The organism is Nocardioides sp. Root240 (assembly GCF_001428825.1).
Taxonomy (GTDB): domain Bacteria; phylum Actinomycetota; class Actinomycetes; order Propionibacteriales; family Nocardioidaceae; genus Nocardioides.
The window spans coordinates 760678-786910 of record NZ_LMIT01000002.1; the positions used below are offsets into that span (position 1 = coordinate 760678).

Annotated in this window: 30 protein-coding genes, 1 tRNA gene and 1 pseudogene; 10 read left to right on the forward strand and 22 right to left on the reverse strand. The window is 71.6% G+C overall.

The genetic code is table 11. The annotated features are described in order from the left end of the window. Positions 1–80: 80 nt before the first annotated feature. Positions 81–1289 carry a Fic family protein gene (locus ASE20_RS06680; protein ID WP_082612195.1) on the forward strand — a complete coding sequence of 403 codons (1209 nt, stop codon included), beginning with the start codon at positions 81–83 and terminating at the stop codon, positions 1287–1289. Continuing rightward, on the forward strand, positions 1286–2647 hold the full coding sequence (chrA, locus tag ASE20_RS06685; protein ID WP_056893717.1) for a chromate efflux transporter: 1362 nt from the start codon (positions 1286–1288) through the stop codon (positions 2645–2647). The genes ASE20_RS06680 and chrA overlap by 4 nt, the downstream gene beginning before the upstream one ends. Before the next feature lie 227 nt (positions 2648–2874). Here the strand turns inward: chrA and ASE20_RS06690 are convergent. After that, a tRNA-Leu gene (locus ASE20_RS06690) sits at positions 2875–2963 on the reverse strand. A gap of 172 nt (positions 2964–3135) precedes the next feature. Between ASE20_RS06690 and ASE20_RS06695 the strand changes: the two genes are divergently transcribed. After that, entirely contained in the window at positions 3136–3411 is a 276-nt protein-coding gene (locus ASE20_RS06695; RefSeq protein ID WP_056893718.1) for a hypothetical protein, read from the forward strand. Positions 3412–3490: 79 nt separating this feature from the next. Next, positions 3491–4084, forward strand: coding sequence for a substrate-binding domain-containing protein (locus tag ASE20_RS06700; RefSeq protein WP_056893719.1), 594 nt, complete (start codon positions 3491–3493; stop codon positions 4082–4084). Between the two features lie 15 nt (positions 4085–4099). Here ASE20_RS06700 and ASE20_RS06705 read toward each other — a convergent pair whose 3' ends face one another. Continuing rightward, positions 4100–4648 carry a nucleosidase gene (locus tag ASE20_RS06705; RefSeq protein ID WP_056893893.1) on the reverse strand — a complete coding sequence of 183 codons (549 nt, stop codon included), beginning with the start codon at positions 4646–4648 and terminating at the stop codon, positions 4100–4102. A 34-nt stretch (positions 4649–4682) separates the two neighbouring features. On the opposite strand from ASE20_RS06705, the gene ASE20_RS06710 reads away from it, so the two are divergent. Next, complete coding sequence (locus ASE20_RS06710) at positions 4683–5729, forward strand: galactokinase (RefSeq protein ID WP_056893720.1); 1047 nt, start codon at positions 4683–4685, stop codon at positions 5727–5729. Here ASE20_RS06710 and ASE20_RS06715 read toward each other — a convergent pair. The 6 genes from ASE20_RS06715 to ASE20_RS06740 form a co-directional block, all read right to left on the reverse strand. Next, complete coding sequence (locus ASE20_RS06715; protein ID WP_056893721.1) at positions 5701–6249, reverse strand: carboxymuconolactone decarboxylase family protein; 549 nt, start codon at positions 6247–6249, stop codon at positions 5701–5703. The genes ASE20_RS06710 and ASE20_RS06715 overlap by 29 nt on opposite strands. After that, complete coding sequence (locus tag ASE20_RS06720; protein WP_056893722.1) at positions 6237–6668, reverse strand: hypothetical protein; 432 nt, start codon at positions 6666–6668, stop codon at positions 6237–6239. The genes ASE20_RS06715 and ASE20_RS06720 overlap by 13 nt, the downstream gene beginning before the upstream one ends. Before the next feature lie 30 nt (positions 6669–6698). Further along, complete coding sequence (locus ASE20_RS06725) at positions 6699–7241, reverse strand: hypothetical protein (protein WP_056893723.1); 543 nt, start codon at positions 7239–7241, stop codon at positions 6699–6701. Continuing rightward, complete coding sequence (locus ASE20_RS06730) at positions 7234–7743, reverse strand: RNA polymerase sigma factor (protein ID WP_056893724.1); 510 nt, start codon at positions 7741–7743, stop codon at positions 7234–7236. Before ASE20_RS06730 ends, ASE20_RS06725 begins: the two co-directional genes overlap by 8 nt. Positions 7744–7849: 106 nt before the next feature. Next, entirely contained in the window at positions 7850–9070 is a 1221-nt protein-coding gene (locus ASE20_RS06735) for an acyl-CoA dehydrogenase family protein (protein ID WP_056893725.1), read from the reverse strand. Then, entirely contained in the window at positions 9070–10440 is a 1371-nt protein-coding gene (locus ASE20_RS06740; protein ID WP_082612196.1) for an acyl-CoA dehydrogenase family protein, read from the reverse strand. Before ASE20_RS06740 ends, ASE20_RS06735 begins: the two co-directional genes overlap by 1 nt. Positions 10441–10543: 103 nt before the next feature. Here ASE20_RS06740 and def point away from each other — a divergent pair, with 103 nt between their 5' ends. Next, a complete protein-coding gene (def, locus tag ASE20_RS06745) occupies positions 10544–11164 on the forward strand; it encodes a peptide deformylase (protein WP_082612197.1) in 621 nt (206 codons plus the stop codon). 16 nt (positions 11165–11180) lie between these two features. On the opposite strand, the gene ASE20_RS06750 is transcribed toward def, so the two are convergent. Beyond that, entirely contained in the window at positions 11181–11663 is a 483-nt protein-coding gene (locus tag ASE20_RS06750) for a hypothetical protein (protein ID WP_157538617.1), read from the reverse strand. Between the two features lie 72 nt (positions 11664–11735). On the opposite strand from ASE20_RS06750, the gene ASE20_RS06755 reads away from it, so the two are divergent. Beyond that, on the forward strand, positions 11736–12650 hold the full coding sequence (locus ASE20_RS06755; protein WP_056893727.1) for an alpha/beta hydrolase: 915 nt from the start codon (positions 11736–11738) through the stop codon (positions 12648–12650). A gap of 5 nt (positions 12651–12655) precedes the next feature. Here the strand turns inward: ASE20_RS06755 and ASE20_RS06760 are convergent, their stop codons facing one another. The 4 genes from ASE20_RS06760 to cobA form a co-directional block, all read right to left on the reverse strand. Further along, on the reverse strand, positions 12656–13141 hold the full coding sequence (locus tag ASE20_RS06760) for a carboxymuconolactone decarboxylase family protein (RefSeq protein ID WP_056893728.1): 486 nt from the start codon (positions 13139–13141) through the stop codon (positions 12656–12658). A 1-nt stretch (position 13142) separates the two neighbouring features. Then, entirely contained in the window at positions 13143–14249 is a 1107-nt protein-coding gene (locus ASE20_RS06765) for a dihydrodipicolinate reductase (RefSeq protein WP_056893729.1), read from the reverse strand. 252 nt (positions 14250–14501) lie between these two features. After that, positions 14502–15305 (reverse strand): TrmH family RNA methyltransferase, encoded by an 804-nt coding sequence (locus ASE20_RS06770; RefSeq protein WP_056893730.1) that lies wholly within the window; start codon positions 15303–15305, stop codon positions 14502–14504. Positions 15306–15316: 11 nt separating this feature from the next. After that, entirely contained in the window at positions 15317–16564 is a 1248-nt protein-coding gene (cobA, locus tag ASE20_RS06775) for a uroporphyrinogen-III C-methyltransferase (protein WP_056893731.1), read from the reverse strand. 62 nt (positions 16565–16626) lie between these two features. On the opposite strand from cobA, the gene ASE20_RS06780 reads away from it, so the two are divergent. After that, positions 16627–17154: a YbhB/YbcL family Raf kinase inhibitor-like protein gene (locus ASE20_RS06780; RefSeq protein WP_056893732.1), complete on the forward strand. Its 528-nt coding sequence runs from the start codon at positions 16627–16629 to the stop codon at positions 17152–17154. A 98-nt stretch (positions 17155–17252) separates the two neighbouring features. On the opposite strand, the gene ASE20_RS06785 is transcribed toward ASE20_RS06780, so the two are convergent. The 4 genes from ASE20_RS06785 to ASE20_RS06800 all read right to left on the reverse strand — a co-directional run bounded on the left by ASE20_RS06785 (position 17253) and on the right by ASE20_RS06800 (position 21073). After that, the gene (locus tag ASE20_RS06785) at positions 17253–18404 is read right to left on the reverse strand and encodes an acyl-CoA dehydrogenase family protein (protein ID WP_056893733.1); all 1152 of its coding nucleotides are present in this window, start codon (positions 18402–18404) and stop codon (positions 17253–17255) included. Positions 18405–18469: 65 nt separating this feature from the next. Continuing rightward, a complete protein-coding gene (locus tag ASE20_RS06790; RefSeq protein WP_056893734.1) occupies positions 18470–19117 on the reverse strand; it encodes an FMN reductase in 648 nt (215 codons plus the stop codon). Next, positions 19114–20283 carry an LLM class flavin-dependent oxidoreductase gene (locus ASE20_RS06795; RefSeq protein WP_056893735.1) on the reverse strand — a complete coding sequence of 390 codons (1170 nt, stop codon included), beginning with the start codon at positions 20281–20283 and terminating at the stop codon, positions 19114–19116. The genes ASE20_RS06790 and ASE20_RS06795 overlap by 4 nt, the downstream gene beginning before the upstream one ends. 61 nt (positions 20284–20344) lie before the next feature. Beyond that, positions 20345–21073 carry a PP2C family protein-serine/threonine phosphatase gene (locus ASE20_RS06800; protein ID WP_082612198.1) on the reverse strand — a complete coding sequence of 243 codons (729 nt, stop codon included), beginning with the start codon at positions 21071–21073 and terminating at the stop codon, positions 20345–20347. 105 nt (positions 21074–21178) lie between these two features. Here ASE20_RS06800 and ASE20_RS06805 point away from each other — a divergent pair, with 105 nt between their 5' ends. After that, a complete protein-coding gene (locus ASE20_RS06805) occupies positions 21179–22144 on the forward strand; it encodes an alpha/beta hydrolase (RefSeq protein ID WP_056893737.1) in 966 nt (321 codons plus the stop codon). A gap of 9 nt (positions 22145–22153) precedes the next feature. Next, the gene (locus ASE20_RS06810) at positions 22154–22519 is read left to right on the forward strand and encodes a hypothetical protein (RefSeq protein WP_056893738.1); all 366 of its coding nucleotides are present in this window, start codon (positions 22154–22156) and stop codon (positions 22517–22519) included. A 39-nt stretch (positions 22520–22558) separates the two neighbouring features. Here ASE20_RS06810 and ASE20_RS06815 read toward each other — a convergent pair whose 3' ends face one another. The 5 genes and pseudogenes from ASE20_RS06815 to ASE20_RS06835 form a co-directional block, all read right to left on the reverse strand. Beyond that, positions 22559–23002, reverse strand: a complete 444-nt coding sequence (locus tag ASE20_RS06815) for a DUF4190 domain-containing protein (RefSeq protein ID WP_056893739.1) — start codon at positions 23000–23002, stop codon at positions 22559–22561. Positions 23003–23014: 12 nt separating this feature from the next. Then, entirely contained in the window at positions 23015–23827 is an 813-nt protein-coding gene (locus tag ASE20_RS06820; protein ID WP_056893740.1) for a sulfite exporter TauE/SafE family protein, read from the reverse strand. 17 nt (positions 23828–23844) lie between these two features. Continuing rightward, positions 23845–24747 (reverse strand): annotated as a pseudogene (locus ASE20_RS06825) (SPFH domain-containing protein); the annotation flags it as partial. Between the two features lie 11 nt (positions 24748–24758). Further along, the gene (locus tag ASE20_RS06830) at positions 24759–25235 is read right to left on the reverse strand and encodes an NfeD family protein (protein ID WP_056893742.1); all 477 of its coding nucleotides are present in this window, start codon (positions 25233–25235) and stop codon (positions 24759–24761) included. Positions 25236–25427: 192 nt separating this feature from the next. Continuing rightward, on the reverse strand, positions 25428–26219 hold the full coding sequence (locus tag ASE20_RS06835; RefSeq protein ID WP_056893896.1) for an ABC transporter ATP-binding protein: 792 nt from the start codon (positions 26217–26219) through the stop codon (positions 25428–25430). Between the last annotated feature and the right edge of the window lie 14 nt (positions 26220–26233).

Sequence of the window (26233 nt, forward strand, 5' to 3'; positions counted from 1 at the left end):
CGGAATGCGCGACACCGTATTCCGACTTGTGCCTACCAACTCGGAGCAACGGGTACCATCGTCCGGGAAGGGAGGTCTTCGTGCCCGTGCCGATCACGCCCCATGCCACCGCGGTCGAGCCGTGGCGCCAGAACGTGCGCGGCGGCACGATCGACGACCGCACCCTGCGCGAGGTCCGGGTCTCCCTCCCGCCGCCGATCGCCGACCTCGATCTCCAGGTGCCACCCGCCCTCGCGGCCGACGCCGAGAACGCACTGCGCCACTTGGCCGTCCTCGACGCGACCCACGGCCGGGAGCTCGCCTCACTGTCGACACTCCTCCTCCGCGCCGAGTCCGTCGCCTCTTCGAAGATCGAGCAGGTCGAGGCCTCCATGGACGACTACGCCCGCGCACTGCACGGCAACCGCTCCAATGCGTCGGCCACCTCGATGGTCGCCTCCACCCGGGCGCTCGACGACCTGATCAGTTCGGTCACCGACGGTTCTCCGATCCTGCTGGACCGGATCCTGCGCGCGCACGGTGTGCTGATGGCCGACGATCCCTCCGAGGCCCCGTACGCCGGCCGGCTGCGCGACATGCAGAACTGGATCGGCGGCTCCGATCACTCGCCCCGTGGTGCCTGGTACGTCCCGCCGCCCGCCCGACTGGTCGAGCCCGGGCTCCGGGACCTGCTCACCTTCGCCAACCGCGACGACGTCCCCGTCCTCACCCAGGCAGCCGTGAGCCACGCGCAGTTCGAGTCGATCCACCCCTTCACCGACGGCAACGGCCGCATCGGACGCGCCCTGATCAACACGGTGCTGCGCCGTCGACGCGCGACCTCCCGGATCGTCGTACCCCTCGCGTCGGCGATCGTCGTGCGCCGGCAGGACTACTTCGACGCCCTCGGCGCCTACCGTGCCGGCGACGTCGCACCCCTGCTGGCCTCCTTCACCCGCGGCACGACCATCGCCGCCCTCGAGTCGGCGACGACAGCCGAGCGCCTCGTCGCGTTGCCGCCACTCTGGGAGGAGCGCGCCGGTTATCCACGACGAGGCAGCGCCACCGCCCGTCTGCTCGAGAACCTCCTCGACGTCCCCGTCCTCTCCGCCGACGACGCCCAGACCCATCTGGGCGGAGCTGCGTCCAGCACCTACGCCGCCATCGGGCGACTCCACGAGACCGGCATCATCCGTCCGCTGACCACGCGATCACGCAACCAGGTCTGGATCGCAGCCGACGTGGCCGACGAGCTCGAGGACCTGGGGGTGCGGATCGGCGCGGCTGCCGTCGATAGCCTGCGTCCATGACGTCGACCCGTTCACGCCGCGACGACGTCATCCCACTCAGGGAGGCCACCCGGGCCTGGTTCGCCATCTCGCTGCAGACCTTCGGCGGCCCCGCCGGCCAGATCGCGGTCATGCAGCACAAGCTGGTCGACGAGAAGCGGTGGATCGGTCAGCAGCGGTTCCTGCACGCCCTGAACTACTGCATGCTGCTCCCCGGCCCCGAGGCGCAGCAGCTCGCGATCTACGTCGGGTGGCTGCTCAACGGCACCGCCGGCGGACTCGTCGCCGGGATCCTCTTCGTGCTGCCAGGCGTCCTCGCACTCCTGGCCCTCTCCGCGCTGTACGTCGGAGCCGGCTCCACCACGTTCGTCACGGGACTCTTCGCCGGGCTGGCGCCCGCGGTGATCGCCATCGTCGTCCAGGCCGTGCACCGCGTCGGCAAGCGGGCCCTGCACCACCCGGCCCTGGTGGTCATGGCCGTCGCGTCGTTCGTCGCCCTCACCGTGTTCAAGGTGCCCTTCCCGGCCGTCGTCGCGGCCGCCGGCGTGATCGGGTGGCTGGTGGGCCGCCGCGTCCCCGCGTTCACGGAGGCCAACGCACACGGTCCGGCCGCCGACGGCCCGCCCCCTCTGATCAGCGACGACGCGCTGCACCACGACCCGCCCTCGACGGTGCGCGGGCTGAAGCTGCTCGTCCTGGGCCTGGTCCTGTGGTTCACGCCCGTCGCAGTGGCTGCCGCCACCTTCGGCCGCGACAGCGTCTTCGTCGACCAGGGCCTCTTCTTCTCCGGCGCCGCCGTGGTGACCTTCGGGGGCGCCTACGCCGTGCTGTCGTACGTCGCGCACCAGGCCGTGAACGTCTTCGGCTGGCTCAAGGCCGGCGAGATGGTGCGCGGGCTCGCCCTCGCGGAGACGACGCCCGGTCCACTGATCATGGTGGTGCAGTTCGTCGCCTTCGTCGGCGCCTACCGCGACCCCGGCTCACTGGACCCGTGGGTCGCCGCGGTCCTCGCGTCGCTGCTGGTCACGTGGGTGACCTTCGTGCCGTGCTTCCTGTTCATCTTCCTCGGCGCCCCGTACGTCGAGCGCCTGCGCAACAACCGGCAGCTGACCGCGGCCCTCACCGGGATCACCGCCGCCGTGGTCGGCGTGATCGCCAACCTCGCGGTCTTCTTCGCGCTGCACAACCTCTTCGACCGCTCCCGCACCGTGTCCGCCGGCCCGGCCGAGCTCGACGTACCGGTCCTCTCCTCCGCGGACCCGGTCGCCTTCGCGATCACCGCCGTCGCCCTCGCGCTGATCCTGGGGCGCACGTGGTCGACGATGCGGACCCTCGGCGTGTGCGCGCTCCTCGGCCTGGCCTCGACGCTCGTCGGCTGACCTCAGTTGCAGGGAGCGCCCTCGCAGCACGGACGGATGTAGCCGCACCCGTCGCACCGCTCGTGCGAGGTCTCCCACCGCATCATCGTGTCGCAGTTGGGACAGGGTTCGGTGAGGTCGGCCACCCGACGAGGGTAGGCCGCGGGCCCGGCACGACAACGCCGACACGGCGGCCGGGTCGGCCCCGAAATGCAGTGTGGCCCCTCCGCTGGAGGGGCCCCATCTGTTGGTGTCCGAGGGGGGACTTGAACCCCCACGCCCTAATACGGGCACTAGCACCTCAAGCTAGCGCGTCTGCCAATTCCGCCACCCGGACGAGTGCTGGGAAACCGTAGCAAAGGGTGCCTCCCGATGTCGCATCGGGACCCCCTTCCGGCGAACGCAGGTTGGCGTCCGGGGGGCGGCGCGACACGCCGGGCGCCTTGAACGGGCCCGGGGCGCGTGCAACGGTCGGAGAGGTCACTGACCACCGAACGAGAAGGCACATCATGCTCACCCTGACTGAGAACGCCGCCACGATCGTCAAGCAGATGACCGACACACCGGACGCTGCGGAGTCCGCGGGACTGCGCATCTCCGAGGCGGAGGCCGGCTTCGCCGTGACCGCCACCGACCAGCCCCTCGCGGGCGACCAGGTCGTCGAGCAGGACGGTGCGACCGTCTACCTCGACGACTCGGCCGCCGAGAAGCTCGACGCGATGGTTCTCGACGCGGGTTTCGACGACACCGGCGCGGTGCAGTTCGGCCTCATGGCCCAGGCCTGACCGACACCGGTACGACGAGCCCGGGTGCCACGGCGCCCGGGCTTCGTCGTACCCGGGGCCGGTCTGGGAGGCTGGGTCCATGGATCAGCTGCGCGTGGCGTTCGTGGCGGGAGTCACCCCCGACAAGTGGGCGAAGGTCTGGCGCGAGAAGAACCCGCGCATCCCGCTCCAGCTGCTGCCGATCGAGCAGGGCGAGCAGCGCGCCGTCCTCGACGAGGGTACGGCGGACATGGTCCTCGCACGGCTCCCCGTCGACCTCGAGCGCCCCACTCCCCTACACTGCGTCCGGCTCTACGACGAGCTCCCGGTCGTGGTGGCGTCGCTCGAGCACCTCGTCGCAGCGGTCGACGATCAGGACACCGTGGACCCGGCCGACCTCGCCGACGAGCAGCTGGTGCTGCCGCACCACTCGGGCTGGACGCCGGAGGTCGAGCAGCTGCCGTTCCCGCCGATGACCGAGAAGGACGCCATCGAGGTGGCGTCGTCGGGCAGCGGGGTGGTCATCGTGCCGATGTCGATCGCTCGCCTGCACCACCGCAAGGACGTCGTGACCCGGGTCGTCGACCTCGAGCCGACGACGGTCGCCCTGCTCTGGCCACGCGACGCGGACAGCGAGGTCCACCAGGACTTCGTGGGCGTCGTGCGTGGTCGGCGCGCCAGCAGCAGCCGCTGACTGACCGAGCCGACCTCAGGAGAGATGGGCCGCGGCCCACTCCCCCAGCACCCGCGCGCTGCGGTCCACCAGTGCCACCCACTCCAGCGCGGTCTCGTCGGCGTTGTCGGAGACGTGCTTCATCATCCGGACCGGTACGCCGAACTCGGCGGCGACATAGGCGACGGCGTAGCCCTCCATGTCGACCAGCTGCGCCTGCGCGGACAGCCGTTCGCGGACGACGGGGTCGGTGACGAACACGTCCCCGGTCGCCAGCACGACCTCGGAGGCACCGATGGCCAGGCGCTCGCGCGGGTCGTAGCCGAGGGCGCGGATCGCGTCGGCGTTGATGTCGTGGTTGAGCACGGTGCCGATCTCGAACAGCCCGTCGACGTGGTCGTGCAGGGCGCCGGCGGTGCCGAGGTTCACCACCACGAGGTCGGCGAGCGAGGACTCCGCCGCGAGTCGGCGGGCGAGGGCGGTCGCCGCGGCGGTCTTGCCGATCCCGGTGACCAGCACCTCCAGCCCGGCCGGCAGGTGGGCGGCTTCGGCGGCGGTGGCGGACACGACGAGGTGACGGGGCACGGGCGTCACCCTAGAGGTAGGTCAGGATGGCCCGATGAGCACCGCGCGCGCTGTCGCTCCCGGTCGGGTCAACCTGATCGGCGAGCACACCGACTACAACCGCGGCCTCTGCCTGCCGTTCGCGATCCCGCTCGCCACCACGGCCACGGTCACCGCCCGTGACGACGATCGCCTGACCGTCACCAGCGACCACGGCGAGCCCTGGAGCGGGCGCCTGGACGAGCGGACGAGCGGCTGGTCGGCGTACGTCGCCGGCGTGGTCTGGTCGCTGCGGGAGCAGGGCTGGTCCCTCCCCGGCCTCGACATTTCGCTCTCCTCCACCATCCCGCTCGGCGGTGGCTTGTCGAGCTCGGCGGCGCTCGAGTGTGCCGTCGCGGTCGCCCTCGCCGGCCTGCTCGGCGAGCCGCTCGACCGTGCGGGCCGGCTCGCGCTGGCCGAGGCCTGCCGCCGCGCGGAGACGGAGTACGTCGGCGCACCCACCGGCGGCGTCGACCAGCTCGCCAGCCTGCTCGCCACCGAGGGCCACGGGGTGCTCATCGACTTCGCCGACCCGGGCGCGCCGCGGGCCGAGAACGTCCCGCTCGACCTCGCGAGGGCTGGGCTGACGATCCTGGTCACCGACACCGGCGTCCGGCACTCGCTGGCCGACGGGGACGGCGGGTACGCCCAGCGACGCGCCGAGGCGGAGGCCGGCGACCCGCACCGGTGGCGGCACATCGACTCGGAGAACGAGCGGGTCCGCGCCACGGTCGCCGCCGTGGGGGCCGACGACTGGCCCGAGGTCGGTCGTCTCCTGACGGCGTCCCACGTCTCGCTGCGCGACGACTACGAGGTCTCGTGCGCCGAGCTCGACGTCACCGTCGACGCCGCCCTGGGCGCCGGGGCGCTCGGCGCTCGGTTGACCGGAGGCGGCTTCGGTGGCTGCGCCATCTCCCTCGTCCGCGTGGACGCGACGGCGACGGCGAGGGCGGCGATCGATGCCGCCTACGCCGGCCGCGGCTGGCCCGCCCCGCGCCACCACGAGGTCCGGCCGGTGGCCGGCGCCCAGCTGCTCAGCCCTGCGGAGCAGCCTCGGGGATGAGGCAGAAGGCCCCGTCGGAGAATCCGGCGGGCCGCACCCCCAGCGCCTGGTTCAGCCGGGCGCGCTGGTTCTCCCACGCGACCTCGGCCGCGAGCTCGGCCAGCTGGGCGCGGGAGAAGCGAGCGTCCAGCCGGGCCCGGAGCTCATCCGGTACGACGGCCGGCGACGCCGACACGGCAGCGGCGAAGGCGACGACCAGCTGCTCGTCGTCGGTCAGCACGGGGTTGCCGTCCGGCTCGAGCAGGGCGACCAGCTTCTCCTCCGCGATCCCCTCGGTGCGCGCGATCTCGGCGCCGATGTCGAGGCAGTACTCGCAGTTCACGATCATCGCGGTCTTCGCGACGGCGAGCGTCTTCAGCTCGGCGGGCATCCGGCCCATCAGCAGCAGCGAGGTCTCGTAGCCGCCCTGCGCGAGCAGCAGCTGCGGGCGTCGTACCAGCCAGCCGAGGAGGTCTCCGCGGTGGCGACGCGCCTTGCGCATCACCCGGACGTAGACCCAGATCCGCTTCAGGATGCCCATGCCATGGCCTTTCGGTGAGTGGTGAGGACGAGCAGGGTGACGCCGGCCGCCACCTCCGCGCCGATCAGCACGACGTTGAGGACGTCGTTCAGGGCCGGCAGCAGTGGTGAGGGGTTCGCGGCGTGGAAGGCGAGGTGCGGGACGTTGAAGAGCAGGTGGCCGATCGCCGCGACCCGGATCGCGGCGGCGTCACCGAGCAGGCTGGCGCCGAGCAGCAGCACCCCGGTCGCGAGGAAGCCGGCCGCCGCGTCGGTGACCAGGTGCTGGTTGAACGGCGGCTCGGCCGCCGCCAGCGCCGGACCGATGCCCGGGAAGTCGTCGAACCAGCCACGCGGCGTGACCAGCGCCCAGACGCCGATCACCGCCTGCGGCAGCGCGACGGCGGCGCCGAACGCACGAAGCGGGGTGGGAGCCTTCACGCTCCTTCTTCGCAGCAGCCCCCCGAGGCGTCACGTCCGACTTCTGCGGCGGTCACGCCACCATGCCCACGCCAGCAGGATGCCGAGCACGCCCTCGGTCGTGTGCAGGACCGCACCGGCCGCGAACACCCCGAACTCCCCCACCCCGTGCAGGCCCAGGCTGACCGCCAAGGGTGAGGCGGAGAGCACCGAGACCGGCGCCCACGACCGTCGTACGGCGGCGGCAGCAGCGCACGCGGCGGCCGCCATCAGCGCGAGGGCGCCCTCGAAGTAGGCGTGCGGACCGTTCGGCTCACCGATGTTCTCGGCGATCCAGTCGCCCGCGACCACGTTGCCGATCGCCTGCGACACGAACACCGCAGCCAGCGCCAGAGCCACCACGGACAGCAGCCGGCCGGGCCGGTCGCGCTGGGCCCTACGACGGACGCCGGCACCGATGCGCGCCACGAGGTCCGGCGGCGGCGTGGTCCGCGCGGAGGCCGCGAGCCAGGTGAGCGTCGGGTCGCCGTCGGGCCGCCCGGTGCCCCCGAGCACCGCGGCGATCTCGGCGTCGAGGAGCTCGTCGTCACTCATCGCCCATCACCTCCCTGAGCCGGCCGACCGCTCGGTGCACCAGCATCCGGGCGGCGCTCGGCGTGATCCCCAACAGCTCTGCGATCTGCGGCGAGGTGAGCTCGCTGCCGAACCGCAGTGCCAAGGCCTCCCGCTCCCGAGCGGTGAGGTGCCCGAGCCGGCGACGTACCTCGTCGGCACCGAGGCGCCGGAGCGCCTCGCCCTCCGGGTCGTCGTCGGCCACGCCTTCGCCCAGTCCGCTCGCGGCGAGGTCCGTCGGCAGCTCGCGCCCGTGGCGGCGCCACCAGTCGGCGACGGTGTGCCGCGCGATGCCCATCAGCCAGCCGCCGACCGAGCCGCGCGTGCCGTCGTACCCGCTCCACGAGCGGATGGCGCGTTCGAAGACCTGACTCGTGACGTCCTCCGCATCGGCATCCGCGGGCACGCGAAGCCGCACGTAGCGCCACACGGGCGTCACGTGCTCGGCGTACACCTCGGCGAACCCGCCGGTTCCTGGTTGCATCCCGCTCTTCTTCGCACGACGGCGCACGGGTGTCACGCCGCCACGCAGGAGAAATGCGAACGGGTCCGCTTCCCGGAGGAGGCGGACCCGTCGCGGTGACGTCAGGTCACTTGAGCTCGGCGCTCGAGAGGCCCAGGATCCGGCGCGCCACGATGAGCTGCTGAATCTGCTGGGTGCCCTCGAAGATGTCGAGGATCTTGGAGTCGCGCGCCCACTTCTCGAGCAGCTCCTCCTCGCTGTAGCCCACCGAGGCGCACAGCTCGACGCACGAGAGCGTGACGTCGGAGCCCACGCGGCCCGCCTTCGCCTTGGCCATCGAGGCCTCGAGCGAGTTGGGCTTGCGGTTGTCGGCCATCCAGGCGGCCTGGAGGGTGAGCAGGCGGCCCGCCTCCCAGTCCGACTCGAGCTGCAGGAACTTCGCCGCGGCGGCGCTCTGCAGGATCGCCGGCTTGTCGTAGTCGACCTCGATGCCAGCCTCCTTGAGGAGGTCGCGGGTCAGGTCGAGCGACGCCCGGGCGCAGCCGACGGCCATGGCGGCCACCAGCGGACGGGTGTTGTCGAAGGTCGCCATCGCGCCGGCGAAGCCCTGCTCGACGTTGATCTCCGGCGAGCCGAGGAGGTTCTCCTTCGGCACGCGGGCGTTGGTGAAGGTGATGACGGCGGTGTCGGAGGCCCGGATGCCGAGCTTCTCCTCGAGCCGCTCGACCTTGACGCCCTCGGTGCCCTTCTCGACCACGAACGACTTGATCGCCGCGCGGCCGAGGGACTTGTCGAGCGTCGCCCACACGACGATGCAGTCAGAGCGCTCACCGGAGGTGACGAAGATCTTCTCGCCGTTGATGACGTACTCGTCGCCGTCGAGGACCGCAGTGGTCGAGATGGCGGCCGAGTCCGAGCCGAAGGACGGCTCGGTGATCGCCATCGACGCCCAGCGGCCCTTGAAGCGCTCGAGCTGCTCGTCGTTGGCGACCGAGGCGATCGCCGAGTTGCCGAGGCCCTGGCGGGGCATCGACAGCAGCAGGCCGGTGTCGCCCCAGCACATCTCGGCGACCGAGGTCACCGAGGCGAGGTTGGCACCGTTCTTGACCGCACCCTTCTTGTCCCCGTCGTCGGCGTCGCGACGGACGCCGGTCGCGCCGGCCCCCTCGCTCGCGCCGGACTCGGAGAGCCCGTCGATCATCGCCGCGAGCATGTCGAGCTCCTTGGGGTACTCGTGCTCGGCGATGTCGTACTTGCGGGAGATCGGTCGCAGCATGTTCATCGCGACCTGGTGCGCCTGGTCGACCAGGGCGCGGTGCTTCTTCGGGACTTCGAGGTTGATCGCCATCAGACGAGCACCGTTCCTTCCATGATGCCGATGGCACGCAGGTCGCGGTACCACCGCTCGACCGGGTGCTCCTTGACGAAGCCGTGGCCACCGAGCAGCTGCACGCCGTCGAGGCCGATCTGCATGCCCTTGTCGGTGCAGGCCTTGCGGGCCAGGGCGACCTCGCGGGTGAAGTCCTTGCCGGCCGCGGCTCGCGAGGCGGCGCGGTAGGTCAGCAGGCGCATGCCCTGCAGCTCGATCGCGATGTTGGCGACCATGAAGGCCACCGACTGGCGGTTGGCGATCGGCTCGCCGAAGGCCTCGCGCTCCTTGACGTAGGGCGTCACGTAGTCGAGCACGGCCTGGCCGGTGCCGATGGCCAGCGCGCACCAGGCGAGGCGCGAGAGGCGCACGCACTCGGTGTACGTCGAGCCGTCGGTCTCGCCGAGCACGGCGTCCGCGGACACCTTGACGTCCTCGAGGACGAGCTTGGTCATGGACGCGGCGCGCACGCCCATGGCCGGGTCGCCCTCGACGGAGAGACCCTCGGTGGAGGACTCGACGAGGAACAGGACCGGCTTGCCGTCGAGATCGGCGCCGACGACGAACAGCTCGGCGCTGTCACCGCGGGCGACCAGGCTCTTGGTGCCGTTGAGGACGTAGCCGTCGCCGGACTTCTTGGCGGTGGTCGACGGGCTGAGCACGTCGAACAGAACGGTGGGCTCGTTCAGGGCGAGCGCGGCAGCGGGAACCGTGCCGTCCTCGGCGCTGAAGGCCGGGAGGTAGGTCTGCTGCTGGGCGTCGGTGCCCCACAGGCCGATCGCGGTGGCGACCGAGCCGGGCGCGAGCGTCGCGACGGCGAGGCCCATGTCGCCCTTGGCGAGGGCCTCGGCCACGAGGGTGCCGGCCATCGCCGAGCGCTCCTCGGACACGCCGCCGAGGGCCTCCGGCAGGCCCAGGATCGGCAGGCCGATCTCGAGGCTGGCCTTGAGCAGGTCGTCGGGCGCCGTGCAGGCCTTGTCGGCCTCGAACGCGGCGGGACGGACGACCTCGTCGGCGAACTCCGTGACGACGTCGACCAGCATCTGCTCGTCCTCACCCGGGGTGAGGTCGAAGACGCCGCTGGCGGCGGCGTGGGCCGGACGGGTGCCCGGCTGACCCTTCTTGCCGGCCTTCGCGAAGGTCCGGCTGGCGTTGGTCATGGTCTTGAACCCGGTCCGGGTCACGGAGAAGACGGCCTGCTCGGCCGGCTTCCGGAGGCGGACCTTGTCGAGGAGGTCGGTCTGGGCGAGCCGGTTGAGGCCGGCCACGAGGTAGCCGATGGGATCGCGGCTCTCGGTGCTCGGAACCCCGTGCTTGCCGCCCGGCTTGAGGTTGCTGATCAAGGACATGCGCTAAATGTAACTGTGAGTTACACATTGCGCTACACCCGGGGTGACATCAGTCGTGTGATCCACGCAGCACCGGCCCCGGACGCTTCCCTAGGATGTCGCCATGGCGTGGGGCAAGACGACGGACAACGGGGACGACGAGCCGGCCGAGGTGGTGCGTGAGCCCTACGGGCCACTGCCGCGCGGCGGTCACGTCCGGCCGATGACGCGCTGGGGCACGCCCGTCATGCACCGCCCGCAGCAGCAGGTGACGGTCTTTGACGACGCGCTGCGCTCGCTGGCCGCCGACATGGTCGCCACGATGTACGCCGCCGACGGCGTCGGCCTCGCGGCCTGCCAGATCGGCGAGGACGTCGCGATGTTCGTCTTCGACTGCCCCGACGCGACCGGCGCACGCACCCTCGGCGTCGTCTGCAACCCGGTCCTGGAGCTGCCCGAGGGCAAGGACCGGATCCTCGACGAAAGCCCGGAGGGCTGCCTGTCCTACCCCGGCGCGTTCGTCGACTGCGCCCGCCCCGACTTCGCCGCCGTGGAGGGCGTCGGGCTCGACGGTCAGCCGGTGCGCTTCGAGGGCGACGGCCTGCTGGCCAAGTGCCTGCAGCACGAGGCCGACCACACGGGCGGCATCGTCTTCGGTGACCGGCTCTCGGCGCGGTCCATGAAGAAGCTCCGCAAGCAGCACGATGCCGCGGCGGACGAGTACCCGGCGGAGTGGCCGACCTGACGGTGGCTCGTCCAGATCAGCTCGGTCGCAGCCAGCGGGACCACGCCGTGCGGTCGAGCACACCCTGGTCCAGCCCCGGGTCGCCCTCGGAGACCACGCGGAAGCGGATCGCACCGGGCGAGCCGAAGCAACGGCGCGCGAAGCTGCCGCGGATGGTGACCGTGCTCGCGCCGTAGGCATCCCGCTGGGCGGCGGTGCAACGGATCCCGCCAGCGGGGCCGATCACCTTCCACCCGGAGGTCTCGTCGAAGACGAAGGCGCGGTAGCGCCGTACGACGCCTGCGCGGCGCGCCTCCACCACCACGGTCAGCGTGGTGTAGCTGTACTGCGTCACGACCTTGACCGCGATCGCCTGTGTGCGGTGGGCGACCGTCGCCGAGACGATGTCCCTGGGGTCGTCCTGGACAGTGGCGCCCTGTCCACTGGAGGCACTCGTCGTGCCCAGCACCAGAGCGAGGGCTATCAAGAGGCCGGCGATCGGTCGGAGGTGGGCGCGCATGGCGCGACCCTAGCGATCCGTGAGGTCCGCTGAACGCCTTTTCGACCGACGCGCTGCCGGTAGAGTGCGGCCATGCCCGTCGACGCCGACCTCGTCCCGCTGCTCCAGATCCTCGAGGGGGCGACGCCGATGCACGAGCTGCAGCCCGCGGAGGCCCGCGACGGGTTCCGGAAGCTGACCATCGACTTCCGCCCGCCCGTGCCGCTGCCCGAGGTCGCGTCGGTCACCGACACCACCGTCGCCGGCGGGGACGGCCCGCGCCCGGCCCGGGTCTACCGGCCGCTCGCCGAGGGCCCGCTCCCCACCGTGGTGATGTTCCACGGCGGCGGCTTCGTCATCGGCGACCTCGACACGCATGACGCGATGGCCCGCTCGATCAGCGCGGGCGCGAACGCGGTGGTCGTCTCGGTCGACTACCGGCTCGCACCCGAGGCACCCTTCCCGGCGGCCGCGCTCGACGCGATCGCTGCGGTGCGCGACGTCCAGGGTCGTCTGGGCGAGCTCGGCGGCAACGACGTCCTCGCCGTGGCGGGCGACTCCGCCGGCGGCAACCTGTCAGCGGTCGCTGCGCAGAACGTCCCCGGCCTGGCAGCGCAGCTGCTGATCTACCCGGCCACCGACGTGCTCGGCGACTACGCCTCCCGCGTCGACAACGCCAAGGGCTACTTCCTCGAGCAGGACACCATGCTGTGGTTCATCGGGCACTACGCACCCGAGGGCACCGACCTGTTCGACCCCCGCCTGTCCCCGATGCGCGGCAACCTCGCCGGTCAGCCACCGGCCGTCGTGTGCACCGCGGAGTTCGACCCGCTGCGCGACGAGGGCATCGCGTACGCCGACGGACTGGCGGCCGCCGGCGTGGCGGTCGAGCACACGACGTACCCGGGGATGATCCACGGTTTCTTCGACATGGGCCCGTGGGCGCCCGCCTGCCAGCAGGCGATCGACGAGACGATCGCCCGCTTCGGCAAGCTGCTGAACGGCTGAGCCGATCAGCCGATGTGGCTGGGCAGGACGCACGCCGCATCCAGGCCCAGCACCCGGTTGAGCCGCCCGAACGCGAGCCACGAGCCCAGGCACATCGACAGCTCGGCGATCTCGCGGTCGGTGTAGTGGGTGCGCATCCGCTGCCAGAAGCCGTCGTCGATGCCGTGGTGGTCCAGCGCGTAGCGCTCGGCGTACTCCGCCGCGAGCCGGGTGCGCTCGTCGAAGTCGCGCGTCGTACGCCACTCGAGGACCGCCTGGTCGAAGGTGTCCTCGACCTTCTTGCCGTCGCGTTCGGTGCGCCAGTCCTGGCAGAAGAGGCAGCCGTTGATCTGCGCGATGCGCAGCCGGGCGGCCTCGAACTCGCGCAGGCCGAGGGTGCTGTGCTCGTAGACGCTCATCGCCATCGCGGACGCCGCCGGGCCGATGCCGGGCACCAGCTCGCCCCACACGTAGAGGATCGGGTCCTTGCCCTCGGGGATCTCGATGAACACCTCAGCCCACCTGCTTGCTCAGGTAGGTGCTCGGCAGCAGGGGTACGTCGAGCCCGTCGTACAGGCCCGGGGCGGCGGTGCGCAGCCACGGGATGGCGTTGACGAGTCGGTTGGCGGCGGTGGCGTTCCCGCCGGCCGCGCGGTTGCCGCCCTCGTCGGTGGCCTCGACGTTGATCTCGATGCGCGGGCGGCCCTCGATGATCACGCGGTGCGCGCCGTCACCACCGTCCGGCGGCAGCGGCCAGTCCAGCGCGCACGCGTTGGTGATCCGGGTGACGTGCTCGATCACGATCCTCGGCTCACCGTCGACGATGCCCTGCACCTCGAAGCGCAGCGCGCCCTGGGTGCCGGCCTCGAAGTCGCCGAGGGCGGTCGTGACGGTGGCGTCGAGCGCCTGGCGGTCGACGGTCTCGCGCAGCTCGTCGACCTCGACGCCGAGGGCGCGGGCGATCAGCTGGACCTGTCCGCCCCAGACCATCGACGGGATGCCGGGCGCGACCATCATCGGCTCGTAGTCCATCGGCTGTCCCATGCCGACGATGTAGCGGACCGAGTCCTCGGCGTCGTACGTCGAGTAGTCGAAGATCTCCTGGCAGCGGACCTGGTCGACCTCGGACGCGAGGCCGCTCACCAGCGCGGGCAGCAGGTCATTGCCCCAGCCCGGGTCGATGCCGCTCATGAACAGCGCCGAGCCGCCCTCGGCGCAGGCCTTCTCGAGCGGCTCGCGCAGCTCCGCCGGAGCGTTGCGCGGGTCGTAGAGCGCGTAGACCGACGGCGACACCACCACCGCGCCACCGGCGAGGGCGCGGGCGATGTCGACGGCGGCCTCCTCCGGTCGGAGCTCGCCGGAGGCGGTGTAGGCCACCGCTCCCCCGCCCTTCAGGGTGGCCAGGGCAGCGTCCGCGTCGCGGGTCGCGAGCACGCCCGTCGTCCGACCGAGGTCGGCCAGGTCGCCCGCGTCGCGTCCCGCCTTGGCCTCGTCGCTGACGACGACGGCCGCCAGCTCCAGGCCGGGGTTCGCCACCACGGCCCGGATCGACGCCCGCCCCATGTTGCCGGTGCCCCACACGAGGACGGGGATCGGGTAGAACGTGTTCTCATCCGCCATGGAGGGGAGGCTATGCGCCCGCGACGCGTTGCGGTAGTGCGACAGCGCGTCCTTTTTTGAGAAGTCTTGGAATTTCTGGGTCTGCGGCGTCGGGGAGCCGGGCGCAGCCGACTCGAAAACGTCTGCGGTTTGGTCCCAAACCGCAGAAATCCGGGCCCGCGAGCTGCAGTTCGTGCCCAATCGAGGGGGCTCCCGTAGCCGGAGATTGTGGACCGACCGGCGACACCGATGGGCCCCGGGCGCCCCGTGGAGTCAGCGGCGGGCGGTGACGTAGCAGGCGACAGCGGTCGCGGCGGCCACGTTGAGCGAGTCGATGCCCGCGGCCATCGGGATGATGGCGCGGCGGTCGGCGGTCTGCTCCCAGCGGGAGGTCAATCCGTGGCCCTCGGAGCCGAGCACGAGCGCGACCTTGTCGAGTCCGGCCACTGCCTCCTCGATCGGTACGGCGTCGGGCGCCAGCGTCAGGGCCACGGTCGTGTATCCACGGGCGCTCAGGTCCGGGAGGGCGTCGTACCAGTCAGGGAGACGTGTCCAGGGCAGGCTGAACACGGCACCCATCGCGACCTTGATCGAGCGACGGTAGAGCGGGTCGGCGCAGCGGGGTGCCAGCAGGACGGCGTCGAAGCCGAGCGCGGCTCCCGACCTGAGGATCGCGCCGACGTTCGTGTGGTCGACGAGGTCCTCGAGCACCAGCACCGAGCGGGCACCCGCCAGCACCTCGTCGACCGACGGGAGGGGGCGGCGGTGCAGCGAGGCGAGGGCGCCGCGGTGGACGTGGAAGCCGGTGACCTCCTCGGCGAGGGCCTCGGAGATGACGTAGCAGGGCGCGGGTGAGCGGTCGAGGACGTCGGCGAGGCCGTCGAGCCAGCGGGGCGCCATGAGGAACGAGCGGGCGTCGTACCCGGCCTCGAGGGCGCGGCGGACCACCTTCTCCCCCTCCGCGAGGAAGAGCCCGTGCTCGGCCTCGAGGGCCTTGCGGAGCTCGACGTCGCGCAGGTCGCGGTAGTCGGCGAGCCGGGGGTCGTCGGCGGAGGTGATCTCGACGAGCTCGGCCATCGGGGCGTTCCTCAGCCCTGGAAGGCGTCCGGGTGGGCGACCGCGACGACGTCGCCGATGACGATGATCGCGGGCGGCTTCACGTCCTCGGCGACGAGCCGCTCGGCCAGGGTGCCGAGGGTGGCCAGGACCGTGCGCTGGGTCGGCATGGTGCCGTCGCAGATCACCGCGACCGGCGTCGAGGCCGCCCGTCCGCCGGCGACGAGCGCCGCCGCGATGTGCGGGGCGTTCTCGACGCCCATCATGACCACGACGGTGCCCTGCATCTTCGCCAGTGCGTCGTAGTTGACCAGCGCCTCGGGGTGGCCGGGCGGCAGGTGGCCGGAGACGACGGTGAACTCGTGGGTCACGCCGCGGTGGGTGACCGGGATGCCGGCGATGCCCGGCACCGACACGGGCGAGGTGAGGCCGGGAATCACGGTGACCGCGACGCCTGCCTCGCGGCAGGCGATGATCTCCTCGTAGCCGCGGCCGAAGACGAAGTTGTCGCCGCCCTTGAACCGGACGACGCGCTTCCCCTCGAGGGCCCGCTCGACGATGATCCGGTTGATCTCCTCCTGCATCGCGGAGCGCCCGCGCGGCAGCTTCGCGACGTCGACCAGCTCCACGTCGCTCGGCAGGTCGCCCAGGAGCTCCCGCGGTGCGAGCCGGTCGGCCACGACGACGTCCGCGGCCATCAGCGCCTTGCGGCCGGCGATCGAGATCAGCTCGGGGTCGCCGGGGCCGCCGCCGACGAGGGTGACGCCCGGTGTGCGCTCGGGGAGGCTCTCACGGTGGTGCGGCGCAGCGATCGTGCCGTCGCGCAGGCCGGCGACGATCTCGTCACGGACCGACGCCGAGCGCCGCGGGTCGCGGTTGCCGACGACGGCGACGGTGATGCCGGCCTCGCGGCCGACCGCCGGGGTCCAGGCGGTGCCGAGCGTGGCGTCGTCGGAGCGGACGCAGAAGACGCGTTGCTCCTCGCAGAGCTCGGAGACGTGGTCGTTGACGGCCCGGTCGTCGGTCACCGCGATGACGTACCAGGTGCCGGCGAGGTCGCCGTCCTCGAACGGACGCTCGTGCCAGGTGATCTCCCCCGAGCCGACCAGGCCCTCGATCGCCGGCGTGACGACCGGCGACACGACGTGCACGTCGGCGCCGACGGCGATCAGCTGCGGGACCCGGCGCTGCGCCACGTGCCCACCGCCCACGACGAGGACGCGGCGTCCCTCGAGACGCAGACCGGACGGGTACGGCGGGAAATCACTCACGTCGTACATTCTCCCGACATGCGCCGGGGGGCCACTGACACGGGCCCAGCCTGCGGACTACGTTCGGTGACATGAGTCTCGATCGCCCGGTCACCCCGGACCCGTACCCGCTCCTGCCGGCCGTCCCGTCTTTCACCGTCACGAGCGCCGACATCACCGACGGCCAGCCGCTCAAGGACGACCAGGTCGCCGCGCACGGCAACACCTCGCCGCAGCTGAGCTGGGAGCCCGGCCCCGAGGGCACACAGTCGTACGTCGTCACCTGCTTCGACCCCGACGCCCCGACGCCGAGCGGCTTCTGGCACTGGGTGCTGGTCGACCTGCCCGCCGACGTCACCTCCCTCGACACCGGCGCGGGTGCCGAGGGGGCGACACTGCCGGGCAACGCCTTCATGTGCCGCAACGACGGCGGACCCAAGGCGTTCATGGGCGCCGCGCCGCCGCAGGGCGACCAGGTGCACCGCTACTACTTCGTGGTGCACGCGGTCCGCGAGGCGACGCTCGGCGTCGACTCCGACGCCTCCGCCGCGGTGGTGTCGTTCAACCTGGCGTTCAAGACGCTCGGCCGCGCGATCATCCACGGGACCTACCAGCACTGATCGCCGCGGGGTTGCTGACCTCTTCCTGCGGTTGCTGACGGTTGCAAGCGTCAGCAACCGCAGGAATCCCCGCCTGAGCGGGGGATCCCTGCAGCGCCTCAGAGCCCCATCGACTTGGCGATGATCAGCTTCATGACCTCGGACGTGCCGCCGTAGATCCGGTTGACGCGGTTGTCGGCGTACAGGCGGGCGATGGGGTACTCGTTCATGTACCCGTAGCCGCCGTGCAGCTGCAAGCAGCGGTCGATCACGCGGGAGGCGACCTCGGTGCAGAACAGTTTGGCCGAGGCGGCCTCGACCGCGGTGAGCTCGCCCTGGTCGTGCGCCTCGAGCGCGCGGTCGGCGACGGCCTGGGCGGCGTCGACCTCGGCCTGGCAGGCAGCCAGCTCGAACTTGGTGTTCTGGAAGTGGGCCACCGGCTGGCCGAAGACCTTGCGCTCCTCGACGTACTGCTGGGTGAACCGCACCGCTGCCGCAGCCTGGGCGTAGGCACCGAAGGCGATGCCGAGGCGCTCCTGCGGGAGGTTCTGGCCGAGGTAGCTGAAGCCGTCGCCCTCCTCGCCGAGCAGGTCGGACGCCGGGACCCGTACGTCGACGAAGGCCAGCTCGGCCGTGTCGGAGGTCCGCAGCCCGATCTTGTCGAGCTTGCGGCCGACGGAGTAGCCCTCGGACGTCGTGTCGACGACGAACAGCGAGATGCCGTGGCGGCGGTTGTTCTCCAGCGGCGGCGAGGTGCGGGCGCAGACGATCACGCGGTCGGCGTGCACGCCACCGGTGATGAAGGTCTTCGCGCCGTTGAGGACGTACGAGTCGCCGTCGCGCTTGGCGGTGGTCGTCATGCCGGCGAGGTCGGAGCCGGTGCCGGGCTCGGTCATCGCGATGGCGAACATCGTCTCGCCGGTCACGAACCCGGGCAGCCAGCGCTGCTTCTGCTCCTCGGTGGCCAGCTTGAGGATGTAGGGCAGGCAGAGCGCGACGTGCGTGCTCGAGCCGCCGAAGCTCACGCCGGCGCGGGAGAGCTCCTCGTACTGCACGGCGGCGAACTTGAACGACTCGATGCCGGCGCCGCCGTACTCCTCGGGGACCTCGATGCCGAAGGTACCGAGCTCGCCGAGCTTCAGGTAGAAGTCGCGCGGGACGATGCCCTGCTCGAACCACTCCTGGTAGTGCGGCACCACCTCGGCCTCGATGAACGAGCGGATGGTCTTGCGGAAGGACTCGTGGTCCTCGTCGAACACAGTGCGGCGCATGATGCTCCCTTCACGACGGCAGGTGCAGCCATCATGACACCGACACTGTCACGGTCGGCGCGCGGTCAGCGCACCGAGCTGCCACCGGCCTCGCGGAGCAGCTGCTCGAACGGAGTGGGCGCCGCGAACTCGTCGGCGACGCTCCGGCGCGCCGGGGCGGGAGCCGCGGCCGTCGCACCCCCGAGCAGGACGGCCAGCTCGCCGGCCGCGCGCTGCACCCGCTTGTCGAGGCTGCCGTCGTCGCTGGCGCCGAAGTCCTCGCTCGCCGCGAACACCCCGGTGGGTACGACAACCGCCCGCAGGTAGGCGAACAGCGGCCGAAGCGCGTGGTCCAGCACGAGGCTGTGCCGCGCGGTGCCCGCCGTCGCGGCGATCACGACCGGGGTGCCGTCGAGCGCACCCGGCTCGAGGACGTCGAAGAAGGTCTTGAACAACCCCGAGTACGACGCCGAGAACACCGGCGTCACCACGACGAGCGCGTCCGCGGCCTTCACCAGGTCGAGGGCGTTCGCGAGCTCGCCCGTCGCGAACCCGGTCAGCAGGTGGTCGGCGAGCTGGTGGGCCAGCGGCCGGAGCTCGACGTGCTGGACGTCGACCTCCCGGCCGCGGGCGACCACGGCGCGCTCGACCGCGTCGCCGAGCTTGTCGGCGAGCAGCTTGGTCGACGACGGGACGGAGAGTCCCGCCGAGACGACGACGATGCGCTGGGTCATGCCTCTGCCCCCTCAACGAGCACAGCTTCGGTCTCGGCGTCACGGTCGGTCGTCCCGGTCATGGTGTCCTCCGCGTGCACGGTGCCGTCCTTCGCACCACCGGCCGCCGCGACGAGCGAGGCGTGGGTGGGCGCGTCGGGGATGTCGGCGGGCCGCCCCTCGGCGAAGCCCTTCCGCATCTCCGGGAGGATCTCGCCGAGCAGGTCCAGCTGCTCGAGCACCGTCTTCAGCGGGAGCCCCGCGTGGTCGACCAGGAACAGCTGGCGCTGGTAGTGCCCGGCGTACTCCCGGAAGGAGAGGGTGCGCTCCAGGACCTGCTGCGGCGAGCCGACCGTCAGCGGCGTGTGCTCGGTGAACTCCTCGAGCGACGGCCCGTGGCCGTAGACCGGGGCGTTGTCGAAGTAGGGCCGGAACCGGCGGACCGCCTCCTGGCTGGACCTGTTCATGAAGATCTGGCCGCCGAGGCCGACGATCGCCTGGTCCGCGCGGCCGTGGCCGTAGTGCTCGAAGCGCTCGCGGTAGAGGTTGACCATCTGGGCGGCGTGCGAGGCGGGCCAGAAGATGTGGTTGTGGAAGTAGCCGTCGCCGTAGTACGCCGCCTGCTCGGCGATCTCGGGGCTGCGGATCGAGCCGTGCCACACGAACGGCGCGACGCCGTCGAGCGGGCGCGGGGTCGAGGTGTAGCCCTGCAGCGGGGTGCGGAAGCGGCCCTCCCAGTCCACGACGTCCTCGGTCCAGAGCCGGCGCAGCAGCGCGTAGTTCTCGATGGCGAGGTTGATGCCCTGGCGGATGTCCTTGCCGAACCACGGGTAGACCGGTCCGGTGTTGCCGCGGCCCATCATCAGGTCGACGCGGCCGTCGGTGAGGTGCTGAATCTTGGCGTAGTCCTCCGCGATCAGCACCGGGTCGGTGGTGGTGATGAGCGTGGTGGCGGTCGACAGGATGATGTTCTCGGTCTGCGCGCCGATGTAGGCCAGCGTGGCCGTCGGGTTGGAGGCGATGAACGGCGGGTTGTGGTGCTCGCCGGTCGCGAACACGTCGAGCCCGACCTCCTCGGCCTTCTTGGCGATCTCGACGGTCGCCTTGATCCGCTCGTACTCGGTCGGAGTACGTCCGGTGGTCGGGTCCGTGGTGACGTCGCCGACGGTGAAGATGCCGATCTGCATGGTGATCCCGCTCCTGGCTGGTGGTGGTCGCTGTCACCCGATCCAACGGGTGACATGTCAACTATATTCCAGCGACCGGCTCTCGGCGAACCACCAGCACGGCCCGGTCGTCGTCGCCGCGGTCGACCTGCGCGATGACCCGGTCGGCGACGCCGTCCCAGCTCGCGAGTGCGGCCTCGCGGGCCACCTCCTGCAGCCAGGCGATTCCCTCGTCGATGTCGGCGGAGCGCGACTCCACGACGCCGTCGGTGTAGAACATCAGCGCCTCGCCGGGCGCGAGGACGCCGGCACTCTCCCCCACCTCGGGGTGGTCGGTCGCGCCGAGCGCGGTCCCGCGGGCGTTGTCGACCTCCCAGGCGCTGTCGCCAGCCGACCAGCGCAGGGCGGGCGGGTGGCCGGCGCTGCGGATGCGGTACTCCCCCGTCGCCAGGTCCAGCACCACCTGCACCGCGGTCGCCATGCTCTCGTCGGAGGGCTGGCGCTGGAGGTAGGTGTTGGCAGCGCCCAGCAGCACCTCGTCCGGTACGACGACGATCAGGCTCTCCAGCGCCCCGGCGAACTGCACCGCGGCCGGCACGGCCGACGCACCGCTGCCGCACACGTCGACCAGCACCATCTGGAGTCGCCGGCCATCGGCCGAGAGGTCGCTGACGATGAAGTCGCCGCCGTACTCCAGTCCGGAGGCGGCGAGCATCGCCGACTCGTGCGACCAGCCGTCGGGCAGCGCCGGCATCCGCCCGCGCGCGAGCAACCGGTCACGGAGCCGGGCCCATTCGGCGTGATCCTGCATCGGGACAGGCTAAGGGCAGGTAGCCTTCCAGCGGGCCCGGTCCGGCCAACCCCCCTTGGTCGGACCGGGCCCGCCTACGCCCACGGACTGCCTAGACTCGGGATCGTGAGCGAGCCGACCAGCGTCGACATCCTGGGTGAGCCGTGGTTCGTCGAGACGATCCCGCTCGACGACGACTTCGAGGGCGAGGTCGTCGCGAGCCTGGTCAGCCGACGCGGTGAAGCCCCGACCGAGCACGCCGTGCTGCACGTGCACGGGTTCTCCGACTACTTCTTCCACACCGAGTTCGGCGAGTGGTGGCTCGAGCGCGACCACGACGTCTACGGCCTCGACCTGCGCAAGTACGGACGCTCCCTGCGTCCCCACCAGTCGGCGACCTACACCGCCGACCTCGACGACTACTTCGCCGACCTCGACGCCGCGTGGGAGCGCATCACGGTCCGCGACGGCCACACCCGCGTCGTGCTGTCCGGCCACTCCACCGGCGGCCTCGTCGTCGCCCTCTGGGCCGATGCGCGCCAGCCGGCCGAGCTCGCCGGCCTCCTGCTCAACTCGCCGTGGCTCGACCTGCAGGGCCCACCGGCCGTGCGTACGCCGGTCGCCAACGTGCTGCTCGACCAGATCGGACGGCGCCGGCCGATGCGGGTGCTCGGCCGGGAGGTGAACGGCTACTACGCCCGCAGCCTGCACCGCGACCACGAGGGCGAGTGGGACTTCGACCTGACCTGGAAGCCCGTCGAGTCCTTCCCGGTCCGTCTCGGCTGGCTGCGAGCGATCCGGCAGGGCCACGCGCGCCTGCAGGCGGGCCTGTCCGTGCCCGCCCCGGTGCTGGTGCTGTCGTCGGACCGCAGCAGCGCTCCCTCGGGCATGTCCGAGGACGTCTTCTCGACCGACATCGTGCTCGACGTGCGGCAGATCCGCCGCTGGGCGAGCGCCGTCGGACGGCACGTCACCTATGTCGCCGTCCCCGGCGCGGTGCACGACGTCGTCCTCTCCCGTGCCGAGCCGCGGGCGAGGGCCTACGAGGAAATCCGACTGTGGTTGGACGCCTACGTCCTCGGTGACCGCTAGCGTTCGGGCATGGACCCCGTCACCGGACTCTCCCTCGGCCGCATCCTCATCGGCATCGGCGCGCTCGTCGCGCCCTCCACCACGGCCCGCCTGTTCGGCGTCGACGCCGCGGCCAACCCGAACCTCGGCATCTTCGGCCGGATGTTCGGCGCCCGCGAGATCGCGCTCGGCGCGGTCACCCTCGTCTCGAAGGGCTCGCTGCGCCGCAACCTGACCGTGGTCGGCATCGCCGTCGACGGCGCGGACGTCGCCAGCGGGGCGCTCGAGGTGACGGCCGGCGGCCTGCCGAAGGTCCAGGGCGGCGCGCTGGTCGCGATCGCGGCGGGTGCCGTGGGCGCGGGCGTCATCGCGCTCGTCAGCAACCGCGGGAGCTGATCTCCCGAGCGGGCCGAGCGCCGACGTGGCGTCCCGGGCTCAGGTCTCCTCGGCGATGATCACGACGCTGTAGAACGCGACGACGATCACGAAGATCGCGAAGGCGATCCACCCGACGATGATGCCGGCGAGGGCGAGCCCGGCCCCGGCCTCGCCGCGCTCGTTGATCTGCTTGCGCGCGACGTGCCCCAGGATCGCACCGACGATGCTCGGCCCACCGCAGCACGCGAACAGGCCGACGATGCTCACGACCAGCGACGCGATCGCCATGCCGTTGGTGGGCGGCGGGGCGGCGTACCCGTAGCCGCCGTAGCCTCCGTACGGCTGCTGGCCGTAGGGCTGTTGGCCGTACGGCTGCTGCGCGGGAGGCTGTTGGCCGTACGCCGGCTCTCCCGGTGTCGGCTGCTGCGGCGGTTGGTACTGGCCGTACTGCTGCGGGTCCTGGTCCTCGGGCTGCTCGCCCCACGGCGGTGTGCTCGTCATGGTGCCCTCACCCTAGGAGACGAGGATGACGGTCACGGCAACCAGGCCCACCACCACGATGATCCCGCGCAGCACGAGCGGCGGGAGCTTGCGGCCCACGGCCGCGCCGAGGAAGCCGCCGATGACCGCGCCGACGGCGATCACGGCGACGACGAGCCAGTCGACCTCGGCGTCGGTGCCGAACAGGCCGAGCTCGGCGGCGACCACGAAGATCAGGCCCGCGACGGCGTTGACGACGGCGACGAGCACGTTCTTCACGCCGTTGAGTCGCTGCAGTGTCTCGTTGATGCCGATGCCGAGAACGCCCATCAGGATCACGCCCTGCGCGGCGCCGAAGTAGCCGCCGTACACACCGGTCGCGAAGGCCGCCGGGGTGACCCACCACGGCCCGAGGAGCGACGCAGGTGCCGCCGCCTCCCCCGGTTCGGTACGCCGGGCCGCTCGCGCCGCGACGTACCGCGACAGCCGCGGTTGGAGGACCACCAGCGCGACCCCGAGCAGGATCAGCACCGGCACCACGGCCTCGAACGCGTCCGCGGGAAGGACCAGGAGCAGGAAGGCCCCCACCACGCCGCCCGAGGTCGAGAACACCAGGAGGCGCGCGATGCGCGCCCGCTGCCCGACGAGCTCGCGGCGGTAGCCGATCGCGCCGGCGACCGACCCCGGCACCAGGCCGAGGCTGTTGGACATGTTCGCCGTGACCGGAGGGATGCCGACGGCCAGCAGGGTCGGGAACGTGATCAGCGTCCCCGACCCGACGACGGCGTTGATGGTGCCGGCACCGATGCCGGCGAGCAGGACGGCGGCGAGCTCGAGCGGGCTCAACGCGGTCCGGCGGCGTCACCGCCGGCCTGCGGGAGCACCGAGCCGAGGCCCTCGAGGGCGCGGCCGATCTCGCTCGGGACGATCCAGACCTTGTTGGCGTCGCCCTCGGCGATGCGCGGGAGCATCTGGAGGTACTGGTAGGCCAGCAGGCTCTGGTCGGGGTTGCCCTGGTGGATCGCGCCGAAGACGGTCTCGATCGCGGCTCCCTCACCCTGGGCGCGCAGGATCGCGGCCTCGCGGTCGGCCTGGGCCTTGAGGATCAGGGCCTCGCGGTCGCCCTCGGCGTTGAGGATCGCGGCCTGCTTGTTGCCCTCCGCGGTGAGGATCGCGGACTGCCGCTGGCCCTCGGCCGTGAGGATGAAGGCCCGCTTGTCGCGATCGGCCCGCATCTGCTTCTCCATCGCGTCCTTGATCGACGGCGGCGGGTCGATGCCCTTGATCTCCACGCGCTTCACCTTGATGCCCCAGCGGCCGGTGGTCTCGTCGAGGACGGCGGACAGGCCGTTGTTGATCGACTCGCGGCTGGTGAGGGTCTGCTCGAGGTCCATGCCACCCACGACGTTGCGCAGGGTGGTCATGGTCAGCTGTTCGATGGCCTGGATGTAGTTGGAGATCTCGTAGGTCGCGGCGATCGGGTCGGTCACCTGGAAGAAGATGACCGTGTCGATGTCGACCGTCAGGTTGTCCTCGGTGATCGCGCCCTGCGGCGGGAAGCTGACCACCTGCTCGCGCAGGTCGATCATGTAGTGGACCTTGTCGATGAACGGCACCACGAAGTTGAGGCCCGCGGGGAGCGTCTCCTTGTACTTGCCGAAGCGCTCGACGATGCCGGCGTAGGCCTGCGGCACCACGCGGATCGACTTCGCGACGACGGTGATCACGAAGAGCAGCAGGAGGATGAGGACGACCAGCACGACCATGGGGGGCTCCTTCAGTCGAGTTCGGGCGTGGAGGGGGAATCGAACACCGGCCGGACGTGGGCGGTGGCGCCGGAGATCGCCACGATCTCGACCGACCGGCCGACCTCGATGCCGGCTTCGCTGCCGACGGAGACGGCCAACCAGCTCTCGCCGCCGATCTTCACCCGGCCGGGACGGTGGTCGGCCACGGCCTCGGTGACGACGCCGCGCGAGCCGACCAGGCTGGCCGGGCCGAGCACCAGGTCGGGACCGCCGTGGAGGCGTCGTACGAGCGGCGGACGGACGCCGACGAGCAGAAGCAGCGCGGCCGCCGAGGCCACGAGCACCTGGACGACGACGCTGTCGGTCACGAAGGCGGCACCCATGCCCGCGACGGCGCCGCCGGCGAGCATCAGCAGGAACAGGTCGAGGCTCAGCATCTCGGCCAGGGCGAGCGCGATGCCGACAGCGAGCCAGGTCTCCCAGAGGTGGTCGCGCAGCCAGTCCATGGCCGAACCCTAGGGCATGTCTGGCAATGCATGGGTGGATGCTGAAGTCGTCCGGTGCGTGCGATGGCAAGGCGCCGGTGCGCGGGCAGACTGGGTGTCTTTCGAGCATCGGCAACGCCGCCAGCGTGCGTGCCGGGCGGCTTCAGGGCCGCCGGGCATTGCCAGACATGCCCTGGCCGTCCCGCCCTCGGCTCAGTGCCGACGCTGACGGCGGGCGGAGAACCGCCCGTCGTGCTCCTCGAGCTGCAAGGGCATCCCGAAGGTCGCCGAGAGCGTCTCGGCCGTGAGCGTGGAGCCGATCGGGCCCTGCGCGACGACGGCGCCCGCGCGCAGCATCAGCACGTGCGTGAAGCCCGGCGGGATCTCCTCGACGTGGTGCGAGACCAGCACCGTGGCGGGCGACTTCGGGTCGTAGGCCAGCACGGACAGCGTCGAGACGAGGTCCTCGCGACCTCCGAGGTCGAGGCCCGCGGCAGGCTCGTCGAGCAGCAGCAGCTCGGGATCGGTCATCAGCGCCCGGGCGATCTGGACGCGCTTGCGCTCGCCCTCGCTGAGCGTGCCGAAGGTCCGGTCGGCGAGGTGCATCACGCCGACCTCGCGGAGCAGTGCGTCGGCACGGGTGTGGTCGACCTCGTCGTACTCCTCGCGCCAGCGGCCCAGCACGGCGTACGACGCCGAGAGGACCAGGTCGCGGACCTTCTCCTGCCGCGGGATCCGCTCGGCGGTCGCGGCGCTGGAGACACCGATCCGGGGACGCAGCTCGAACACGTCCACGGTCCCGATCAGCTCGCCGAGCACGCCGACGGCACCGGTGGTCGGGAACATCTGGGCGGCGGCGACCTGCATCAGCGTGGTCTTGCCGGCACCGTTCGACCCGAGCAGGATCCACCGCTCCCCCTCGCGGACCACCCAGCTCACGCGGTCGAGCAGCGTGGCCTGGCCACGCCGTACGGTCACCTCTGCGAGCTCGAGCACGGCGGACATGAAGGCCACCCTAA

Bases quoted from the DNA above. Each gene is read 5' to 3' on its own strand.
- ASE20_RS06830 (WP_056893742.1), bottom strand. From the start codon at position 25,235: ATGGACTGGCTGCGCGACCACCTCTGGGAGACCTGGCTCGCTGTCGGC.
- ASE20_RS06725 (WP_056893723.1), bottom strand. From the start codon at position 7,241: ATGAGTGACGACGAGCTCCTCGACGCCGAGATCGCCGCGGTGCTCGGG.
- ASE20_RS06790 (WP_056893734.1), bottom strand. From the start codon at position 19,117: ATGACCCAGCGCATCGTCGTCGTCTCGGCGGGACTCTCCGTCCCGTCG.
- ASE20_RS06770 (WP_056893730.1), bottom strand. From the start codon at position 15,305: ATGGCCGAGCTCGTCGAGATCACCTCCGCCGACGACCCCCGGCTCGCC.
- ASE20_RS06735 (WP_056893725.1), bottom strand. From the start codon at position 9,070: ATGGCGATCAACCTCGAAGTCCCGAAGAAGCACCGCGCCCTGGTCGAC.
- ASE20_RS06730 (WP_056893724.1), bottom strand. From the start codon at position 7,743: ATGCAACCAGGAACCGGCGGGTTCGCCGAGGTGTACGCCGAGCACGTG.
- chrA (WP_056893717.1), top strand. From the start codon at position 1,286: ATGACGTCGACCCGTTCACGCCGCGACGACGTCATCCCACTCAGGGAG.
- ASE20_RS06780 (WP_056893732.1), top strand. From the start codon at position 16,627: ATGAGTCTCGATCGCCCGGTCACCCCGGACCCGTACCCGCTCCTGCCG.
- ASE20_RS06710 (WP_056893720.1), top strand. From the start codon at position 4,683: ATGAGCACCGCGCGCGCTGTCGCTCCCGGTCGGGTCAACCTGATCGGC.
- ASE20_RS06715 (WP_056893721.1), bottom strand. From the start codon at position 6,249: ATGGGCATCCTGAAGCGGATCTGGGTCTACGTCCGGGTGATGCGCAAG.
- ASE20_RS06765 (WP_056893729.1), bottom strand. From the start codon at position 14,249: ATGGCGGATGAGAACACGTTCTACCCGATCCCCGTCCTCGTGTGGGGC.
- ASE20_RS06815 (WP_056893739.1), bottom strand. From the start codon at position 23,002: ATGACGAGCACACCGCCGTGGGGCGAGCAGCCCGAGGACCAGGACCCG.
- ASE20_RS06700 (WP_056893719.1), top strand. From the start codon at position 3,491: ATGGATCAGCTGCGCGTGGCGTTCGTGGCGGGAGTCACCCCCGACAAG.
- def (WP_082612197.1), top strand. From the start codon at position 10,544: ATGGCGTGGGGCAAGACGACGGACAACGGGGACGACGAGCCGGCCGAG.
- ASE20_RS06755 (WP_056893727.1), top strand. From the start codon at position 11,736: ATGCCCGTCGACGCCGACCTCGTCCCGCTGCTCCAGATCCTCGAGGGG.
- ASE20_RS06810 (WP_056893738.1), top strand. From the start codon at position 22,154: ATGGACCCCGTCACCGGACTCTCCCTCGGCCGCATCCTCATCGGCATC.
- ASE20_RS06695 (WP_056893718.1), top strand. From the start codon at position 3,136: ATGCTCACCCTGACTGAGAACGCCGCCACGATCGTCAAGCAGATGACC.
- ASE20_RS06750 (WP_157538617.1), bottom strand. From the start codon at position 11,663: ATGCGCGCCCACCTCCGACCGATCGCCGGCCTCTTGATAGCCCTCGCT.
- ASE20_RS06740 (WP_082612196.1), bottom strand. From the start codon at position 10,440: ATGTCCTTGATCAGCAACCTCAAGCCGGGCGGCAAGCACGGGGTTCCG.
- ASE20_RS06800 (WP_082612198.1), bottom strand. From the start codon at position 21,073: ATGCAGGATCACGCCGAATGGGCCCGGCTCCGTGACCGGTTGCTCGCG.
- ASE20_RS06835 (WP_056893896.1), bottom strand. From the start codon at position 26,219: ATGTCCGCCGTGCTCGAGCTCGCAGAGGTGACCGTACGGCGTGGCCAG.
- ASE20_RS06785 (WP_056893733.1), bottom strand. From the start codon at position 18,404: ATGCGCCGCACTGTGTTCGACGAGGACCACGAGTCCTTCCGCAAGACC.
- cobA (WP_056893731.1), bottom strand. From the start codon at position 16,564: ATGTACGACGTGAGTGATTTCCCGCCGTACCCGTCCGGTCTGCGTCTC.
- ASE20_RS06795 (WP_056893735.1), bottom strand. From the start codon at position 20,283: ATGCAGATCGGCATCTTCACCGTCGGCGACGTCACCACGGACCCGACC.